The sequence below is a fragment of the Cryobacterium algoricola genome, from assembly GCF_004402485.1.
Taxonomy (GTDB): domain Bacteria; phylum Actinomycetota; class Actinomycetes; order Actinomycetales; family Microbacteriaceae; genus Cryobacterium; species Cryobacterium algoricola.
In genome coordinates this window covers 460,871-476,469 of sequence record NZ_SOFG01000004.1, presented here as the reverse complement: position 1 = coordinate 476,469, position 15,599 = coordinate 460,871, and the positions used below count along the sequence as shown (strand labels likewise).

The following is a 15,599-nucleotide window of genomic DNA, read 5'->3' as shown; positions in this document are numbered from 1 at the left end:
TTCCCCACAAGCGGATGCCGCGAGTCGTCCGGGTGCACACGGCCGCACACTCGGACGTGACCCGGGGGCGTCGGAGACAGGCACGAGCGTCGCCCCCGGGCCAACGCCGGGCGAGCGTCCGGCGCCGACCAGGACGGGAGACCCCATGAGCAACAGCATCACCGTGACCGGAATCGTGGCGACCACGCCGCGCCACCTCGTGACGAGCGCAGGACTCGCGATCACCTCCTTCCGACTGGCCTCCGGGCAGCGACGGTACGACCGGAACCTGCACAGCTGGGTCGACGCCGACACGAACTGGTACACCGTGACCGCGTTCCGGCACCTGGCCCACAACGTCGTGCGGTCGGTACGGAAGGGCGAGCACGTCCTCGTGGCCGGGCAGCTGCGGGTACGGGCGTGGCAGAACGCCGAGCGATCCGGCACCTTCGTCGAGGTCGAGGCCGAGGCGGTCGGCCACGACCTCGGCTGGTGCACGACGAACTACCTGCGCCCGGTCGCGGGCACGGCGGAGGCCAGGGGGCTCCCGATCGCGCCGGATCCGGCCGCCGCTGCCACGACCGCTGCCGCTGACGCCGCTACGACCGCTGCCGCTGGCGAGTCCGCCATGCGCTCGGTTTAGACTCGATGGCACTGGCCGCATCGCGGCCTCGGGAGGACACACGTGCCGGCAGTACACAGGACGACACTCCGACCCTTCGTTGCCGTCGTCATCGGCGGCCTTATCGTCGCATCCCTCGCCGGCTGCACCGCGGGCACTGCCGCACCCACGCCCGTGGCGGCCACACCCACGAGCACTCCGGCCGCCACGGCGACGCCGACCGCCACCGCGGCGCCGACGGTGCGTCCCGCACTCGGTGCCCAGGCGAACCACGCATACTTCGACCAGATCGCCGCTGCCGTGGATCCCGCGACGGGCGGGCGCGGCGTCGTGGACGCCCTCGTTGCCGCCGGATTCGACAAAACAACGATGGAGGTCGGGTTCGACAAGACGAGCGTCAACCTCGACGCCGACTCCGTGCAATTCTCGGTCCGCTTCCCCGACGGCTGCCTGATCGGCCAGAACGGGCCGAAGTCCGGCGGGTACCACAGCATGTTCACGACCACGATCTCGACCGGCCGGTGTCTGATCGGGGCCACGCGCCAAATAGACTGGTAAGCACTATGGCCGAATTTATTTATACGATGGTCCGCGCACGCAAGGCGGTAGGCGACAAGCTCATCCTCGACGACGTCACGATGTCGTTCTTCCCCGGTGCCAAAATCGGCATCGTCGGGCCGAACGGCGCCGGAAAGTCCACGATCCTCAAGATCATGGCGGGCCTCGACACACCGAGCAACGGCGAGGCGAAGCTCTCACCGGGCTACAGCGTCGGCATCCTGATGCAGGAGCCGGAACTCGACGAGACCAAGACGGTCCTCGAGAACGTGCAGGAAGGCGTCGGCCCGATCAAGGCCAAGGTCGACCGGTTCAACGAGATCAGCGCAGCACTGGGCGAACCCGACGCGGACTTCGACACCCTCCTCGCCGAGATGGGCACCCTGCAGGAAGCCATCGACGCCGCAGACGCCTGGGACCTCGACTCCCAGCTCGAACAGGCGATGGATGCCCTCCGCACGCCGCCGGGAGACTCAGCCGTCTCCGACCTCTCCGGTGGTGAGAAGCGCCGCGTGGCGCTGACCAAGCTCCTGCTGCAGAAGCCCGACCTGCTCCTCCTCGACGAGCCCACCAACCACCTCGACGCCGAGAGCGTGCTCTGGCTCGAGCAGCACCTGGCCCAGTACGCCGGCGCCGTCCTCGCCGTCACCCACGACCGGTACTTCCTCGACCACGTCGCCGAATGGATCGCCGAGGTCGACCGCGGCCACCTCTACCCCTACGAGGGCAACTACTCGACCTACCTCGAGAAGAAGCAGGAACGTCTCCTGATCGCCGGCAAGAAGGACGCGAAGATCGCCAAGCGCCTCGCCGACGAACTCGAGTGGGTCCGCTCGAACGCCAAGGGACGCCAGGCCAAGTCCAAGGCGCGCCTCGCGCGCTACGAAGAGATGGCATCCGCTGCGGAGAGCACCCGCAAGCTCGATTTCGAAGAGATCCAGATCCCGGTCGGCCCGCGCCTCGGCGCCCAGGTCATCGACGCGAAGAAGCTGGAAAAGGGCTTCGGCGACCGGATGCTCATCGACGGGCTCAGCTTCACCCTCCCGCGGAACGGCATCGTCGGCATCATCGGCCCGAACGGCGTCGGAAAGACCACGCTCTTCAAGACCATCGTCGGCAAGGAACCGCTCGACGGCGGCGAGCTCAAGATCGGCGAGACGGTCTCGATCTCCTACGTCGACCAGGACCGCACCGGTATCGACCCGAACAAGACCCTCTGGGAGGTCGTCTCCGACGGCCAGGACTACATCCAGGTCGGCAAGACCGAGATCCCGTCCCGCGCCTACGTGTCGACCTTCGGATTCAAGGGCCCCGACCAGCAGAAGAAGGCCGGCGTGCTCTCCGGTGGAGAGCGCAACCGCCTGAACCTCGCGCTCACCCTCAAGCAGGGCGGCAACCTGCTGCTCCTCGACGAACCGACTAACGACCTCGACGTCGAAACCCTCGGCTCGCTCGAGAACGCGCTGCTCGAATTCCCCGGTTGCGCCGTGGTCATCACTCACGACCGGTGGTTCCTCGACCGGATCGCGACGCACATCCTCTCCTATGAGGGCACGGACGAGAACCCGGCGAGCTGGTACTGGTTCGAGGGCAACTTCGAATCCTACGAGCAGAACAAGATCGAGCGGCTCGGCCCCGACGCGGCGAAGCCGCACCGGTCCGCGTACCGCAAGCTCACGCGCGACTAGGCACGTCGTGAAGCTGCACGTGCCGATCAGCCTGCGCTGGTCAGACCTCGACGCGTACGGCCACGTCAACAACGCCTCGATGCTGCGCCTCCTCGAGGAGGCGCGCATCCAGGCGTTCTGGCTCGACGAGGAGGTGGAACCGGGCTCGGGGGCCGGGACCGCCGTTCTCGACGGCCGGCCCGGCGCGGCGACGCTGACCGTGATCGCGCGGCTCGAAGCCGAGTACCTGCTGTCGATCCCGTACCTTCGGCAGCCCGTGGACATCCGCCTCTGGCTCGGCAAGGTCGGCGGGGCGAGCCTCGAGGTGTGTTACGAGGTCTGGGGGCCGGTGGACGCCGAGCCGGCGCTGCTGTACGCCCAGGCCAGCACCACGATCGTGCTTGTCGACGCCGCGACTCAGCGCCCGCGCAAGATCACCGACGAAGAGCGGGCGGCATGGCTGCCCTACCTCGAAGACCCCGTGCGGTTCACCCGCAGGGCAGCCCTCCCGGAAGACTGACCCCCGGCGGCTCAGCTCGCGGTGACCGAGTCTCCCGAGACGGTGACGGTGATGCCGAGCAGCGGCTTCGGCGCGGGGCCCGCGAGCACGGCGCCGGTGTCCTTGTCGAACCTCGAACCGTGGCAGGGGCAGTCGAACGACGAGTCGGCGAGCTTCACGATGCAGCCCTGGTGCGTGCACACGGCGCTGAACGCCACGACCTTGCCCGCGGTGGGCTGGCTGACGAAGATGGCCTTGCCGTTCAGGGCGGTCTCGATCGAGCCGCCCACCGGGATATCGGAGAGCTTGGCGACCACTGTTCCGCCGCCGCCACCCGCTGCGGCCGTGCTGCCCGTCGTCGCCGCCCCGGTCGATCCTCCGGCGGATCCTCCGGCCGTGCCGCCCGTCGTGGTCGGGGTGCACGCGGCGAGGGTCACTACGGCGGTTCCTGCGGTGCCGATCAGCAGTGCGGTGCGGCGGGAGACCGCGGTGTCGTTCGTCATGATTCTCCTCGTGATGGTGCTCGTGGCGGTCGGTGGCGGCGAATGCGGGTGCTACTCACTAGGGTGCTACTAGTTACTACGAGAACGCGCGGCCATCGGTTCAATCATCGTCGAGGAAATTCGACGGCGACTGAACGAATGGCTCGGTGATCCCGTGTTAACGAGAGGAGGTGCGCCGTGGTGCAGAAAGCTGGACGCGGGGAACGGCCCGTCGACGCGCGTGCCGACCTGCTGCGCGCCCTGCACGACGCGCACGCCGTGGCACTCCACCGGTACGTGTCCCGGCTGACGGGGGATTCCGCACTCGCCGACGATGTCGTGCAGGAGACCCTGCTGCGCGCCTGGCGGCTGCCCCGGGTGCTCGACGACGCTGAGTCCGCGCGCGCCTGGCTCTTCACCGTCGCCCGCCACCTCGTCATCGACGAATGGCGCTCGGCCAGGAACCGGCACGAGATCAGCACCGACGAACTTCCCGAGCGGCTGACGACGGATGCGACGGCCGCCCTCCTCGATGCCTGGCTGGTGGCGGATGCCCTCGACGGCCTCTCGAGCGACCACCGGGCCGTCGTCGTCTGCGCCTACTACCGTGGCCAGACGGTCGCCGAGACCGCGCGCTCCCTCGACATCCCGGAAGGCACAGTGAAGTCGCGCCTGCACTACGCCCTGCGTGCCATGCGCCTGAGCCTCACCGAGAGGGGAGTGACCGAGCGATGAACACGACAGGATCCGGCGCTGCAGGCTCAGGCTCTGCGGGAGCCGGGCGCGACCCCTACGCCGAGTGGGATGCCGCATATGTGCTCGGTGCCCTGGGGGCGGAGGATCGCCACGACTACGAACGCCACCTGCGCACCTGCGCCGACTGCGCCCTGCGGGTGTCCGAGGTCGCCGGGATCCCCGGTCTCCTCGGCCTCGTCCCGATCGACGAGGTGCTGGCCACCGCAGAGTCTCCGGAAACCCCGCCCAGGCCGGACAGCCTGCCGCGCCTGCTCACGGCCGCGCGCCGGCGTCGGCGTCGCGGGCGGATGCTGCAGGCGGGGCTCCTGCTGGCGGTCGCGGCCGTCGCGGCGACCGTTGCGATCGTGCTGCCGGCCCGGCTCGCCCCCGTCGGGACGACGGAACCCCTCGGAGAGCTCGTCACCCTGCTCCAGGTCGTCCCGAACCCGCTGAGCGCGGATGTCCGCATCGTCGCCCAGGCCGGCGGCACCCGCATCGACGGCTCCTGCAGCTACGGCGCGCCCGGGGACGGCGCCGGACCCACCCCCGGAGGCGCCACACCCGGAGGTGCCACCCCCGGATCGGAACGCGCGTACGCGATGTTCGTCACGGACCGCACCGGGGAGGCGACGCAAGTGGCGAGCTGGCTCGCGGGGCCGGGGATGACGGTTCCTGTCGCGGGCACCACGAAACTGGACGCCGGCGACATCGCGTCCGTGGACATCCGCCTGCAGCCGGCCGGTGTCGTGCTGCTCGCTGCCGAGCCGGCACGGCAGCCGGCTGGGTAACCGCCCCTAGTCGTGGTTCGCGGGAACGCGGACCATGCCTTCCTGGGCGACGGTCGCGAGCAGGAGGCCTTCACGGCTGTAGATGCTGCCGGTGGAGAGGCCGCGGCCGCCCTGGGCCGTCGGGGAATCCTGCACGTAGAGCATCCACTCGTCGACACGCCCGAAGCGGTGGAACCACATCGCGTGGTCGAGGCTGGCGACCTTGAGTCCCGGTGTCGCCCAGGCGATGCCGTGGCGGCGCATGACCGGCTCCATGATCGAGTAGTCGCTCGCGTATGCGAGGGCGGCGCGGTGCAGGTCGGGGTCGTCGGGGAGCGGGCCGAGGGTCTTCATCCAGACCGCCTGGTGGCTGGTGTGCTCGCCCGAGACCTGCAGGTAGATCGGCGAGGGCACGTGCCGCATGTCGAAGGGGCGTTCGCTCGCCCAGTAGCGGGCGATCGTGTGGTCGACCTGGGCGAGGGACTCGGCGGCGGTTGGCAGCGACTCCGGATCCGGCAACCCGGCCGGCATGTCGATGTGGTGTTCGAGGCCCTCGTCGTCGTCCTGGAAGGAGGCGATCATCGAGAGGATCGGGTTGCCGTTCTGGTAGGCCTGTGTGCGCCGGGTTGAGAACGAGCGGCCGTCGTGGATCCGGTCCACGGAGAAGGTGATCGGCTGGCTGACGTCGCCGGGACGCAGGAAGTAGCCGTGCATCGAGTGCGGGTGACGGTCGTCCGGAACGGTGCGCATCGCGGCGACCAGGGACTGCGCGAGAACCTGTCCGCCGAACACCCGGCCGAGGGGCATCCACTGCGACGGGCCGGTGAAGATGTCTTCGCTCGTTCGCGCCCCGGTATCCGTCAGGTCGAGGGCGTTCAAGAGACCCTCCATCGGCATGTCCATGCGTCCTCCTCGTTCGTTCTCGCGAAGGCGATATGGGCCTCGCCGTACCTTGGTAGTTTAGGAGCAGATGAGCCAGTCATTTATTCTCACGGATTCCTATGCCCTCAGCGATCTGCAGGTCTACCTGTCGCGCGCCAGCCGCATCGAGGACGGTTCGGTGCGCCTGATTTCGGCCGCGGGGGCGCTCGCGGTGTACTCCGCGATCCTCTACCCGCGCGGACTCCTCGACGGGAGCCCGACCGTGCTGGGCCTGCGCGCCTTCGGCCTCGACGCCCCCGTCGACCTCGACGCCGTCGTGCCGGTGCGTTCCCTGCTCGACCGGGTCGCCCGCCTCGCCGCCGCGGGCAACGACCAGGAGGCCCCCGTCGCGGTGACCGTTCCCCTCGAGGTCACGACCGTGACCTGGGCCGGCATCTCCCCGCCCCGGGGCGGCTGGAAACTGCTCGGCGAGACGGATGCCGCGCTCCTGACGTCCGCTGCGGCCGCCGGTATCGACGAGGTCGCCGCCACCGTGCCGCGGGATTCGGGTGCCCAGGTCGTGCAGCGGGTGCGCGCCGAGGTGTGGGGTCGCCCGATCGCCGGACTCGAGATCGTCCCCGCCGGTGCGGCGTTCGCAGCGGTGAGCCTCGGCTTCCTGCCGAAGGACGAACCGGTGCGTCTCTTCGAGACCGGGCCGTGGACCCGGCTCAGCACGAGCCGCGGCCACATCCTCGTGCGTCGCAAGCCCTGGTCGCTGCGCGCCTGATCGCGCACTCGTATGCCGGGGTCCGGCCCGGACCATGAACTACGATGAACGCGATGAGGGAACGAACCAGGGTTGAGCTCGGGCGCCGGGAGGACCTGGGCGCCGACTGCGCCAGGTGCTTCGGTCTCTGCTGCGTCGCCCTGGCCTTCGCGAGGTCCGCAGACTTCCCGTTCGACAAGCCGGCCGGCGATCCCTGCGAGAACCTCGACGACCACGACGCGTGCCGCGTGCACACTGAGTTGCGCCCCAGGGGGTTCGTCGGTTGCACGGTGTTCGACTGCTTCGGTGCCGGCCAGAAGGTCTCGCAGCACACCTTCGAGGGCCGGTCCTGGCGATCCGATCCGGCCACCAGGACCGCCATGTTCGCGACCTTCCCGATCGTGCGGCGGCTGCACGAACTCCTCTGGTACCTCGAGCAGGCGATCGTTCTCGTCGGGGAGACCGGGGAGACCGGGGATGCGACTCCGCTGCTGTCCCGCTTTGATCGCGTCAGCGCGCTCAGCCGGGAGCAGCCGGACCGGCTCCTGGGCCTCGACGTCGACGCGGAATACTCCGCCGCCCGCCCGCTGCTGCTCCAGGCGAGCGAGGACGCGCGCAGGGGCGTCCTCCGCGGGCTCCCTGATCGGGGCGTTCGGCGCCGGCTCGGCCCGGGGAAGGACCTGGCGGGCGGGGCCCTCGCCGGTGTGGACCTTCGTGGGCTGACCCTGCGCGGCTCCCTCCTCATCGGCGCGGACCTCAGCGGAGCCCTGCTCTCGCACTGCGACCTCCTCGGTGTCGACCTGCGCGACGCGAACGTCGCGGGCGCCGACCTCGCCGGAGCGATCTACCTGACCCAGATGCAGGTCAGCAGCGCCCGGGGCGACGGCCTCACCCTGCTGCCTCCCGGCTTCGCCCGTCCCGCGCACTGGTCGCGAAACCGCCGGTGAGCGGATGCCCGGCGCCCGTGACCTCAGGCGCTCACGTGCTCACGTGCTCACGCGGTCAGCCGGCGTCGTCGCCGGATGCGAGCAGTGCCGCCCAGATGTCGGCGCGCGCATGGAAGGTGCCGAAGTCCCGGCCGAGCAGAGCCTCCGCCTGGCTCACCCTGGCCCGTACCGTGTGCCGGTGCACGCCGAGTTCCGTGGCCGCCGGTCCGAACTTACCGTTGTGCTCGAGCCAGACCCGCAGCGTGTGGATGAGGTCGGTGGCGTGGACGGCGTCGTGCGCGGCGAGGGGCTCGAGCGTCGCCCGGCCGACTTCCGAGGCATCCGTTCTGGCGAGGAAGGCGAGAACGCCCTGCCGTGAGATCACGTCGAACTCGACGATGCCGGGCGCGCCCTCGTGTGAGCGTTCGAGGGCCTGCCTCGCCTGGGCGAGCGCGTGCGGCAGCTCACGGTACCTCGCGCGGTCGGAGAGCCCGAGGTGCAGCCCGAAGCCGACGAGTTCGTCGAGCAGGGGGCCGGCACCCGCATCGAGGCACAGGACCACGAGGCCGCCCTGGCGCGCGAAGAAGAGATGTCCCGGGCTTTCCTCGACCCGGAGCTCGAGGAACTCGGTGAGGGCGTCGAGCCGTTCGGGAGCGGGGTCGGTCACGGCGACCCGAACCGGCTCGAACGGGAGCGGCCCCCACATCTCGCCGGAGGTCGCCTGCACGAGGTCGATGTCACCCCCGAGGAGCGCGTGCAGCAGACCGGAGCGGAGGAGCCCGCGTGCCCGGTCGAGCGCACTGTTCTGCTCGAGCGCGAGCCCGGCGAGCGCGATCACACTCGTCACGACCTCCTGACTGGCCTGGTCGAGCTCACCGGGACCGCCGTGCGCGAGCACCCCGCGCAGCTGGTCCCGTCGCCCGAGGGTCTGCAGGGAGAGCGTCTCTCCGCCGGTCGAGACGGAGGTACTGGCCCGCTGCCCGCGCCGGATCAGCTGGGCCGCCTCGCGCTGCACCCGGTCGAGCGCACCGCGTGAAGCGGATGCCCCGGCGAAGGTGTCCCGGGGGAAGACCCGGTCGAGCGCTCCGCTCATGTCGAAGAGCGCGACCCAGTGGCCGAGCTGGCGGGAGAGCTCGCTGAGGGTCGCGCTGAGCCCGTCCGGTCGGAGCGCAGCGAGCGCGATCGCCCGCTGGGCACCGAGCGCCCAGGTGTTCCGGGCGTAGCGGAGCTCGGCGACCAGGTCGCCGGCCGCCCGCGCGACGGCGATGAACGGCGTTTCGTACGGGACCTCGACGAGGGGGAGTCCGCGCGACTGGCAGGCCGCGACGAGCGCGTCCGGGGTGCCGGAGCGGAGGACCTCCGTGCCGAAGCCGAGGCAGACGATGCCGCGGTCGCGCAGCCGGGTCACGTAGTCGACATAGAACGCGTCCGTGAGGACTTCCGCGAACTGGCGCCCGGTCGTCAGCAGCATCTGGTGCGCCGACAGGAACGGGGTCGGGTCGGCGAGGTCGGAGCTGTGCACCCATTCGACGGGCTGGTCGAGGGCGTACGGCGGCAGCCCGGCCTCCGGAGTGAGCAGGCGCAGCCCCAGGTCCGGCTGGCCGAGCAGGCGGCGCAGCCCGGGCAGCGGCGGCGGTGCGGTGGGCGGGGACATGCGCCGAGTGTACAACGTGTCGAAACCTCGCCACCAATCTGTACAGTTCGGCGAGCGCGCCGCGGTCGGCGCCCTGCCTACCATGGCACCTGACATCGACGCCGCCCGGTCGATGCACCTCGGTTACGAACTGGAGCAGCCATGACCCTCGTCGCATCCCCGCCCACCACCGTTCCCGTCGGCGGTCCGTCCCTTCCGCAGGAACGCCGCCTCGTCACCAGCATCCCCGGCCCGAAGTCGCAGGCCCTGCAGGCCCGCAAGACCGCCGCGGTCTCCGCGGGCGTCGGCGTGACCCTGCCCGTCTACATCGTCGCCGGCGGAGGAGGCGTGCTCGTCGACATCGACGGGAACTCCCTGATCGACCTCGGCAGCGGCATCGCCGTGACCGGTGTCGGCAACAGTGCACCCCGGGTCGTCGAGGCCGTCGCCGCCCAGCTCGCCCAGTTCACCCACACCTGCTTCACCGTCGCCCCGTACGACTCCTACATCGAGGTCGCCGAGACACTCAACCGGATCACCCCCGGAGACCACGCCAAGCGCACCGCCCTGTTCAACTCCGGCGCCGAGGCCGTGGAGAACGCCGTGAAGATCGCCAGGCACTACACCGGCAGGCAGGCCGTCGTCGCCTTCGACCACGCCTACCACGGCCGCACCACGCTGACCATGAGCCTCACCGCGAAGAACCAGCCGTACAAGAACGGCTTCGGCCCATTCGCCGCCGAGGTGTACCGGGCGCCGATGTCCTACCCGCTGCGGGACGGCGGCCTCGACGGCGTCGTCGCCGCCAAGCGCACCATCTCCCAGATCGAGAAGCAGATCGGCGCGGAGAACCTCGCGGCTCTCATCATCGAACCCATCCAAGGCGAGGGCGGCTTCATCGTCCCGGCCGCGGGCTTCCTGGCCACCCTCCTGGCCTGGTGCCGCGCCAACGGGGTCGTCTTCATCGCCGACGAGGTCCAGACCGGCTTCGCCCGCACCGGCGCGATGTTCGCGTGCGACCACGAGGACATCGTCCCCGACCTGATCGTGATGGCCAAGGGCATCGCCGGGGGCCTCCCGCTCTCCGCGGTCACGGGACGCGCCGAGATCATGGACGCCCCGCAGGCCGGCGGCATCGGCGGCACCTACGGCGGCAACCCCCTCGCCTGCGCGGCGGCCCTCGCCACCCTCGACACCTACGAGAGCGAGAACCTCGTCCAGCGCGCCCGCGAGATCGGCACGATCCTCACCGGCCGGCTGAACGCCATCCGCGCCTTCGACAAGCGGGTCGGCGACGTGCGCGGCCGCGGCGCCATGATCGCGATCGAACTGGTCGACTCGGCGACGGGCGAACCGGATGCCGCCCTCACCTCCCGCGTCGCGGCCGCCGCCCACGCGCAGGGCGTCATCGTCCTCACCTGCGGAACCTACGGGAACGTGATCCGGTTCCTGCCGCCGCTCAGTATCTCGGATGACCTCCTCGTCGAGGGCCTCCAGGTCGTCGCCCACGCGCTGGCGAACGCATGAGCCTGCTCGAGGCCCGGCCGGCCGTGCTGACCAGCGCGGCAGCGGGCATCCGCCCCGCACTCGCCATGCCGCTTGCCACGCCGCTCGTCGACGCCCGCTCGCAGCTGAGCGACGCCGTGGCCCTGCTCGGCTACCCGGAGGGCCTGCACGCACTGCTCGCGACCCCGCGCCGTGAGCTCACCGTCGCCGTTCCGCTGCGCCGGGACGACGGCAGCACCCGCCTGTTCACCGGCTACCGGGTGCAGCACAACTTCTCCCGCGGCCCGGCCAAGGGCGGCCTGCGCTACAGCCCGCACGTGACCCTCGACGAGGTGCGCGCCCTCGCCATGTGGATGACCTGGAAATGCGCCCTGCTCGACGTGCCGTACGGGGGCGCCAAGGGCGGCGTGACGATCGATCCGCGCGAGTTCTCGCTTCCCGAACTCGAGCGCGTCACCCGCAGGTACACGAGCGAGATCCTGCCGATCATCGGCCCGGAGAAGGACATCCCCGCCCCCGACATCGGCACCGATGAGCGCACCATGGCCTGGATGATGGACACATACTCCGTCAACGTCGGGTACACCGTGCCCGGGATCGTCACCGGCAAGCCGATCAGCCTCGGCGGTTCACACGGCCGGGCGAGCGCGACCAGCCGCGGCGTGACCCACGTCGCACTCGCCGCCCTCCGGCACCGCCGCATCACCCCCTACGGCGCGACAGCGGCCGTGCAGGGCTTCGGCAAGGTCGGCCACGACGCCGCCGTGTTCCTCGCGGACGCCGGGGTGCGGGTCATCGCGGTCAGCGACCAGTACGGGGCCGTCTACAACGAGCGCGGCATCGACTTCGCCGGGCTCGACGCGCACGTCGCCGCGACCGGCCGGGTCGTCGGCTTCGCCGGGGCAGACCCGCTCGACGGCGACGCCCTGCTCGAGCTCGACGTCGACCTGCTGGTCCCCGCCGCGGTCGAGGGCGTTCTGCACGCCGGGAACGCGGCCCGCGTCACGGCCCGCGTGATCGTCGAGGGCGCGAACGGCCCGACGTCCCCGGCCGCCGACCGGATCTTCGCCGCGAACGGGCAGCTCGTCGTGCCCGACATCCTCGCGAACGCCGGGGGAGTACTCGTCTCCTACTTCGAGTGGGTGCAGGGCAACCAGGCCTACTGGTGGAATGCCGCAGAGGTCGAACAGAAGCTCGAAGAGCGGATGCTCGCCGCCTGGCAGCAAGTCGTGGAGACCGCGGCCTCCCGCGACCTGTCCCTGCGGGCAGCGGCGACGGTCCTCGCCGTCGAACGCGTCGCCGAGGCCCACCTCCTGCGCGGCCTCTACCCCTGACGCCCGATCGCCGCCAACTGCCGTAGCTGCACCGTGACCGAAAGAGAACACCCGTGACCAGTCTCACCACCGAGAACCACCCCCCGGCTCCCGCCGCCGGCGAGAACACCCCTGCCGGCACCGAGCGGGAGGCCGAACTCCTCGCCCGGGTCCCCGTCGGTCTCTACATCGACGGCACCTGGCAGCCCGGCAGCGGGGAGCCGATCATCGTGGTCGACCCCGCGACCGGGCTCGAGCTCACGCGGATCGCCAACGCGGACGTCGCAGACGGCCGCCGCGCCCTCGACGCCGCCGTCGCTGCCGGTCCCGCCTGGGCGGCGACCGCGCCGCGGGTGCGGGCCGAGATCCTGCGCCGCGCGTTCGACCTGTTGCAGGAACGCCGGGAGGACTTCGCCCTGCTCATGACGATCGAAATGGGAAAGCCGCTCGCCGAGGCCCGCGCCGAGGTCGGCTACGGCGGCGAGTTCCTGCGCTGGTTCAGCGAGGAGGCCGTCCGGATCGGGGGGCGTTACGGGCAGGCGCCGGAGGGCACCGGCCAGATGGTCGTCTCCCAGCGCCCGGTCGGCCCGTGCCTCCTGATCACCCCGTGGAACTTCCCGCTCGCGATGGCGACGCGCAAGATCGCCCCCGCGCTCGCCGCGGGCTGCACGATCGTGATCAAGCCCGCGGAACTCACCCCGCTCACCACTCTCCTCTTCGCCCAGCTGCTCGAAGACGCGGGGGTTCCCGCCGGAGTCGTCAACGTGATCACGACCTCGGACTCCGCGACGGTCGCAGCACCCTTGATCGCAGACCCCCGGCTCCGGAAGCTCAGCTTCACCGGCTCGACCGGGGTCGGCCGGGCGCTGCTCCGCCAGGCCGCGGAGGGCGTGCTGCGCACCTCGATGGAACTCGGCGGCAACGCCCCGTTCCTGGTCTTCGCCGACGCGGATCTCGACCGGGCCGTCGACGGCGCCATGCTCGCGAAATTCCGCAACATCGGCCAGGCGTGCACGGCCGCGAACCGGTTCATCGTCCACGCATCCGTCGCCGCCGAATTCGCGCGTCGTCTCGTCGCGCGGGTGGAAGACCTCCGGATCGGCCGGGGCACCGAGCCGGGGGTGACGATCGGCCCGCTCGTGAACGACGCGGCCGTCGCCAACACAGAGAGGCTCGTGCGCGACGCGATCGATCGCGGCGCGACCCTCCTCACCGGTGGATTCCGTCCGGACGGGCCCGGCTCCTTCTACGCTCCGACCGTGCTCACCGACGTGGCGCCGGACAGCGACCTGCTCCGCCAGGAGATCTTCGGCCCCGTCGTGGGGATCGTGACCTTCACGGAGGAGGACGAGGCGATCCGCCTCGCCAACGACACCGAGTACGGGCTGATCAGTTACGTCTTCACCGAGAACATCGCCCGCGGCCAGCGGATGATCGCCGGGCTCGACACGGGCATGATGGGACTCAACACGGGACTCGTGTCCAACGCCGCTGCGCCGTTCGGCGGCGTCAAGCAGTCCGGGCTCGGCCGGGAGGGCGGACTCGAGGGAATCCACGAGTACCTGTCCCCGAAGTACACCCTGATCCCCGCATCCTGAGGGACCCGCACGACTTTCGAACGACCTCGCAGCATCCACGTATGGAGGAGTTTTCATGACAACCAGAATCGACCGTGACGTCGTCATCATCGGCGCAGGGGCATCCGGACTGACCGCGGCAACGTCGCTGCGCCGGGCCGGTCTCACCGTCGCCGTGCTCGAAGCGCGCGACCGGGTCGGCGGCCGGCTGTGGACCGAGGACATCGAGGGCGCGACCCTCGAGATCGGCGGCCAGTGGGTTTCGCCGGACCAGCACGCGCTCAAGGAGACCCTCGCCGAACTCGGTCTCGAAACCTACTCCCGGTACCGTGCCGGCGAGAACGTCTACATCAACGACTCCGGGGTGCGCACCCGCTTCGAGGGCGAGATCTTCCCGGTCGCCCCGGAGACCCAGGCCGAGATCGTCGCACTCATCGAGACCCTCGACGCGCTCGTCGCCGAGGTGGACCCCGACCGGCCGTGGGCGCACCCTCGGGCGGTGGAGCTCGACCGGATCTCCTTCGCCGGCTGGCTCGCCACCCAGACCGAGGACCAGGAAGCCCGCGACAACGTCGCGATGTTCATCGCCGGCGCCATGCTGACCAAGCCGGCGCACGCCTTCTCCGCGCTGCAGGCCCTGCTGATGGCCGCGAGCGCCGGCAGCTTCAGTAACCTGGTCGACGCCGACTTCATCCTCGACGAGCGGGTCGTCGGCGGGCTCCAGCAGGTCCCGCTGCTGCTCGCGGAGCAGCTCGGCGACGACGTGCACCTCGGCCAGCCGGTGCGCACCCTGCGCTGGGACGACGAGGGTGTCGTCGCGGTCACCGACGGGCTCGAGGTGCACGCCCGCCGGGCGATCCTTGCGCTTCCGCCGACCCTGCTCAGCCGGATCTCGTTCGAACCCGCCTTGCCGCGACGCCAGCACCAGCTGCACCAGCACCTCTCGATGGGCCTCGTGATCAAGGTGCACGCGGTCTACGAGACCCCGTTCTGGCGCGAGGACGGTCTCTCCGGTACCGCGTTCAGTCCCTACGAACTCGTGCACGAGGCCTACGACAACACCACCTTCGGCGACGGACGCGGCACCCTCGTCGGCTTCGTCTCCGACGAGGCGGCGGATGCCGTGTTCCGGCTGCCCGCGGAGGAACGCCGGGCCCGCATCCTGCTTTCGCTCTCGCACTACTTCGGGGACAAGGCACTCTCGCCGGCGGTCTACTACGAGAGCGACTGGGGCAACGAGGAATGGACCCGCGGCGCGTACGCCGCGAGTTTCGACCTCGGCGGCCTCGCCCGCTACGGCGCGGACCTGCGCACCCCCGTCGGGCCGATCCACTTCTCCTGCAGCGACCTGGCCGGCAAGGGCTACCAGCACGTCGACGGGGCGATCCGGATGGGCCGCGACACCGCTGCCGCGATCGCGGCGGTGCTCGAGCCGGTCGCGACGTTGACGAGCGTCCTGGACTAGGCATCCGCCGGGCGCCGGCTCGCGGTGCGCGGCGTCGGCTACGTCTCGCGGCGTCGCTTCCAGCGCGCGCCGCGAGGCGAGGTGCGCACTCCGAGACGCGCCGTGCGCCGCGAGCTGGAGGCCGCGCCCCGAGACGGATGCTGTACCGCGGCGTGGTCGTGGCGTGATTCCGTTTTCGTGGCGTGTCTTTCATCTCGCGGCGTCGCTTCCGGCGCGCGCCGCGACGCGAGGTGGGCACTCCGA

Annotated in this window: 15 protein-coding genes; 12 read left to right on the top strand and 3 right to left on the bottom strand. The window is 70.7% G+C overall.

Annotation, left to right across the window (positions count from 1 at the left end):
- Nucleotides 1-145 precede the first annotated feature (145 nt).
- From E3O44_RS02675 to E3O44_RS02660, 4 genes are read left to right on the top strand one after another with little or no spacing between them, the layout of a single operon-like run.
- Nucleotides 146-622, top strand: a complete 477-nt coding sequence (locus tag E3O44_RS02675; protein ID WP_134532231.1) for a single-stranded DNA-binding protein — start codon at nucleotides 146-148, stop codon at nucleotides 620-622.
- A 42-nt stretch (nucleotides 623-664) separates the two neighbouring features.
- A complete protein-coding gene (locus tag E3O44_RS02670) occupies nucleotides 665-1,159 on the top strand; it encodes a DUF6993 domain-containing protein (RefSeq protein WP_241975974.1) in 495 nt (164 codons plus the stop codon).
- A gap of 5 nt (nucleotides 1,160-1,164) precedes the next feature.
- Complete coding sequence (gene ettA / locus E3O44_RS02665; protein WP_134532229.1) at nucleotides 1,165-2,847, top strand: energy-dependent translational throttle protein EttA; 1,683 nt, start codon at nucleotides 1,165-1,167, stop codon at nucleotides 2,845-2,847.
- A gap of 7 nt (nucleotides 2,848-2,854) precedes the next feature.
- On the top strand, nucleotides 2,855-3,346 hold the full coding sequence (locus E3O44_RS02660) for an acyl-CoA thioesterase (protein WP_134532227.1): 492 nt from the start codon (nucleotides 2,855-2,857) through the stop codon (nucleotides 3,344-3,346).
- A gap of 11 nt (nucleotides 3,347-3,357) precedes the next feature.
- Here E3O44_RS02660 and E3O44_RS02655 read toward each other — a convergent pair whose 3' ends face one another.
- Complete coding sequence (locus tag E3O44_RS02655; RefSeq protein WP_134532225.1) at nucleotides 3,358-3,828, bottom strand: QcrA and Rieske domain-containing protein; 471 nt, start codon at nucleotides 3,826-3,828, stop codon at nucleotides 3,358-3,360.
- Nucleotides 3,829-4,005: 177 nt separating this feature from the next.
- Between E3O44_RS02655 and E3O44_RS02650 the strand changes: the two genes are divergently transcribed.
- Together E3O44_RS02650 and E3O44_RS02645 are read left to right on the top strand one after the other, a co-directional pair.
- Entirely contained in the window at nucleotides 4,006-4,542 is a 537-nt protein-coding gene (locus E3O44_RS02650) for a sigma-70 family RNA polymerase sigma factor (RefSeq protein WP_134532223.1), read from the top strand.
- Complete coding sequence (locus tag E3O44_RS02645) at nucleotides 4,539-5,330, top strand: anti-sigma factor family protein (protein WP_134532221.1); 792 nt, start codon at nucleotides 4,539-4,541, stop codon at nucleotides 5,328-5,330. Before E3O44_RS02650 ends, E3O44_RS02645 begins: the two co-directional genes overlap by 4 nt.
- Nucleotides 5,331-5,336: 6 nt before the next feature.
- Here E3O44_RS02645 and E3O44_RS02640 read toward each other — a convergent pair whose 3' ends face one another.
- Entirely contained in the window at nucleotides 5,337-6,212 is an 876-nt protein-coding gene (locus E3O44_RS02640) for an acyl-CoA thioesterase (protein WP_241975973.1), read from the bottom strand.
- Nucleotides 6,213-6,279: 67 nt separating this feature from the next.
- Here E3O44_RS02640 and E3O44_RS02635 point away from each other — a divergent pair, with 67 nt between their 5' ends.
- Both E3O44_RS02635 and E3O44_RS02630 read left to right on the top strand, forming a co-directional pair.
- Nucleotides 6,280-6,957: a DUF8185 domain-containing protein gene (locus E3O44_RS02635; RefSeq protein WP_134532219.1), complete on the top strand. Its 678-nt coding sequence runs from the start codon at nucleotides 6,280-6,282 to the stop codon at nucleotides 6,955-6,957.
- A 53-nt stretch (nucleotides 6,958-7,010) separates the two neighbouring features.
- Entirely contained in the window at nucleotides 7,011-7,883 is an 873-nt protein-coding gene (locus E3O44_RS02630; RefSeq protein ID WP_134532217.1) for a pentapeptide repeat-containing protein, read from the top strand.
- Nucleotides 7,884-7,938: 55 nt separating this feature from the next.
- Here E3O44_RS02630 and E3O44_RS02625 read toward each other — a convergent pair whose 3' ends face one another.
- Nucleotides 7,939-9,516 (bottom strand): PucR family transcriptional regulator, encoded by a 1,578-nt coding sequence (locus E3O44_RS02625; RefSeq protein ID WP_134532215.1) that lies wholly within the window; start codon nucleotides 9,514-9,516, stop codon nucleotides 7,939-7,941.
- 141 nt (nucleotides 9,517-9,657) lie between these two features.
- Here E3O44_RS02625 and gabT point away from each other — a divergent pair, with 141 nt between their 5' ends.
- The 4 genes from gabT (at nucleotide 9,658) to E3O44_RS02605 (ending at nucleotide 15,356) form a co-directional block, all read left to right on the top strand.
- Nucleotides 9,658-11,022, top strand: coding sequence for a 4-aminobutyrate--2-oxoglutarate transaminase (gene gabT, locus E3O44_RS02620; RefSeq protein ID WP_134532213.1), 1,365 nt, complete (start codon nucleotides 9,658-9,660; stop codon nucleotides 11,020-11,022).
- A 65-nt stretch (nucleotides 11,023-11,087) separates the two neighbouring features.
- Nucleotides 11,088-12,335, top strand: a complete 1,248-nt coding sequence (locus tag E3O44_RS02615) for a Glu/Leu/Phe/Val family dehydrogenase (RefSeq protein ID WP_241976047.1) — start codon at nucleotides 11,088-11,090, stop codon at nucleotides 12,333-12,335.
- 167 nt (nucleotides 12,336-12,502) lie between these two features.
- Nucleotides 12,503-13,912, top strand: a complete 1,410-nt coding sequence (locus E3O44_RS02610) for an NAD-dependent succinate-semialdehyde dehydrogenase (RefSeq protein ID WP_241976045.1) — start codon at nucleotides 12,503-12,505, stop codon at nucleotides 13,910-13,912.
- A 55-nt stretch (nucleotides 13,913-13,967) separates the two neighbouring features.
- On the top strand, nucleotides 13,968-15,356 hold the full coding sequence (locus tag E3O44_RS02605) for a flavin monoamine oxidase family protein (protein ID WP_134532208.1): 1,389 nt from the start codon (nucleotides 13,968-13,970) through the stop codon (nucleotides 15,354-15,356).
- Nucleotides 15,357-15,599 lie beyond the last annotated feature (243 nt).